We start from the raw sequence: 1,282 nt of genomic DNA, 5'->3' as shown, positions 1-1,282 counted from the left end.
GAGAAGTACCAGCTCAAACCCCGCGACTGGGACACCGCCGAACGCGAGGGCCGCACCATCACCCCCCTCATCGCCCGCCTCAACGAGATCCGGCGCTCCAGCCCGGCGCTCCGGCAGCTGCGCGACCTGCACTTCCACCACGCGGACAAGGACGCGGTGATCGCGTACTCGAAGCGGAGCGGTTCGAACACGGTTCTGGTGGTCGCCAACCTCGACCCGCACCACACCCAGGAGGCCACGGTCTCGTTGGACATGCCGCAACTCGGCCTGGACTGGCACGAGTCGGTACCGGTGCGCGACGAGCTCACCGGTGAGACCTATCACTGGGGCAGGGCCAATTACGTACGTCTCGAACCGGGCACCCGGCCCGCGCACGTCTTCACCGTCCTGCGACCGTCCACCCCGCAGATCGGAGGGTCACCCACCATATGACAGTCAACGAGCCCGTCCCGGACACGTTCGAGGACACCCCCGCGAAGGACCGGGACCCCGAGTGGTTCAAGCGCGCCGTCTTCTACGAGGTCCTGGTGCGCTCCTTCCAGGACAGCAACGGCGACGGCGTCGGCGACCTCAAGGGCCTGACCGCCAAACTCGACTATCTGCAGTGGCTGGGCATCGACTGCATCTGGCTGCCGCCCTTCTTCCAGTCCCCGCTGCGCGACGGCGGCTACGACGTCTCCGAGTACACCACGGTGCTGCCGGAGTTCGGCGACCTCGCCGACTTCGTGGAGTTCGTGGACGCCGCCCACCAGCGCGGCATGCGCGTCATCATCGACTTCGTCATGAACCACACCAGCGACCAGCACCCGTGGTTCCAGGAGTCCCGCAAGGACCCCGACGGCCCCTACGGCGACTACTACGTGTGGGCGGACGACGACAAGCAGTTCCCGGACGCGCGGATCATCTTCGTCGACACCGAGGTGTCGAACTGGACCTTCGACCCGGTGCGCAAGCAGTACTTCTGGCACCGGTTCTTCTCCCACCAGCCGGACCTGAACTACGAGAACCCGGCCGTGCAGGAGGAGATGATCTCCGCGCTGCGGTTCTGGCTGGACCTCGGCATCGACGGATTCCGGCTGGACGCGGTGCCGTACCTGTACCAGCAGGAGGGCACCAACTGCGAGAACCTCCCGGCCACCCACGAGTTCCTGAAGCGGGTGCGCAAGGAGATCGACGCCCAGTACCCGGACACGGTGCTGCTGGCGGAGGCGAACCAGTGGCCGGAGGACGTCGTCGACTACTTCGGCGACTACGCCGCCGGCGGCGACGAGTGCCACATGGC

Annotated in this window: 2 protein-coding genes; both read left to right on the top strand. The window is 66.8% G+C overall.

Features of this window, described 5'->3' with window-relative positions; genetic code table 11:
- The coding region (locus AB0G63_RS39120) for an alpha-glucosidase C-terminal domain-containing protein (RefSeq protein WP_360760681.1) at positions 1 to 432 on the top strand (432 nt) is incomplete at its 5' end.
- Positions 429 to 1,282: alpha-amylase family glycosyl hydrolase (locus AB0G63_RS39115; protein ID WP_360760678.1), on the top strand; the 854-nt coding region annotated here is incomplete at its 3' end. The genes AB0G63_RS39120 and AB0G63_RS39115, both read left to right, overlap by 4 nt.

This window comes from Streptomyces sp. NPDC020996, assembly GCF_040641355.1.
Lineage (GTDB): Bacteria > Actinomycetota > Actinomycetes > Streptomycetales > Streptomycetaceae > Streptomyces.
Note: the sequence above shows the minus strand (reverse complement) of the source record. Positions and strands in the feature narration are given on the sequence as shown.